Here is a 1,210-nt window from a genome sequence, read left to right as displayed (position 1 = left end):
GTAAATGTCATCAATTTTTCTCAAAGCATGTAGCGGCGCAACGATTTCGCGCGTGCGGGGAAGCGCCTCCACTGGAATTTCTGCTGTCGCTCCGATGCGATAGTGCCCGTCTGGATTGGGGATGTGCAAGATGAGTTTCCCCGTCGGTGAGAGCGTGAAGGAGGCTGGTGAGATTTTGTTGTCATAGTCGGGAAGATGCACGGCGATGTTTTTTTCGGGACGCTGATCGAGCTGTTCTCGGCTGAAATAGTCTTCGGGTATTTCGACACCGAGTGTGCGCACGGCGTGGATCGTCAGGAGCGGTTGTTGAGGTTGTGGCGTCGCGCCATCAGAAATGTGATAGTCTATAATTCCGTCAATGGGCGCGATGAGGGCGCGCTCGGCGTATTTTTGGCGCGCTTGGATGAGCTCGGTCTCGGCTTGGATCAAGCGCTCGCGGAGGGCATCAAGGACTTGTGCGTTGCTGCCGGTGACGGCGTAGATTGCTGAGGCATGGTCGTGGGTGGCTTGGAGTAGGGCGTAACGTTTTTCTGCTTCGCGGAGTTTATGTTTCTCTTGTTGATTTTCTAGCTCTGCTACGGTCTCGCCAGCTTTGACTGTATCGCCGGGTTGGTGGAGAAGTTTTACGTTGGTGTTTTCGCGGGGGTGATAGAGTGTGACTCGATTTGTCGAGATGAGGGGCAACGCGATACGGCGTTGATTGGAGAATGGCGGCCAAGGTTCTTCTTTGACGAGATAAGTTTCAAAACTTTGGGCGTCCTCGGGTTGGGCTGAAGGTTCCGTTTGCTGTGCGGATGTGAATATCTTAAAACCCATGTAGCCTAGTCCGATGAAACAAGCGCACAGCAAGAGGAGGAGCGTGATTCGGATGCCGTGTGATTTTTTCATTGCGTCAGATATATGATGAAGCTGAAACATGCGGTATTGTCAAAAAAACTTTGTATGTCGGTATGCTGCATGTGGTGTTAATCGCGCCGGAGATCCCTCCGAACACGGGCAATGTCGGTCGGTTGTGCATGGCTGCAGGAGCGCGTCTGCACTTGATCGAGCCGCTTGGATTTAGGCTCGATGACCGGACGTTGTCGCGCGCGGGGCTGGATTACTGGCAGCATTTGGATTGGCGCCTGTGGAATTCGTGGGAGGCGTTTATGGAAGGGGGCGAGTGTAAGGGGCGTTATTTTTTTATCGAAAACACAGATACCGTGCCGAC

Annotated in this window: 2 protein-coding genes; one reads left to right on the top strand and one right to left on the bottom strand. The window is 53.2% G+C overall.

Annotated features, from left to right (window positions below):
• A partial coding sequence (locus NZM04_00530) for a hypothetical protein (protein MCS7062530.1) occupies nucleotides 1-888 on the bottom strand: 888 nt, incomplete at its 3' end.
• A gap of 62 nt (nucleotides 889-950) precedes the next feature.
• Here NZM04_00530 and NZM04_00525 point away from each other — a divergent pair.
• The coding region (locus tag NZM04_00525) for a tRNA (uridine(34)/cytosine(34)/5-carboxymethylaminomethyluridine(34)-2'-O)-methyltransferase TrmL (protein ID MCS7062529.1) at nucleotides 951-1,210 on the top strand (260 nt) is incomplete at its 3' end.

The organism is Candidatus Methylacidiphilales bacterium (genome assembly GCA_025056655.1).
Taxonomy (GTDB): domain Bacteria; phylum Verrucomicrobiota; class Verrucomicrobiia; order Methylacidiphilales; family JANWVL01; genus JANWVL01.
Note: the sequence above shows the minus strand (reverse complement) of the source record. Positions and strands in the feature narration are given on the sequence as shown.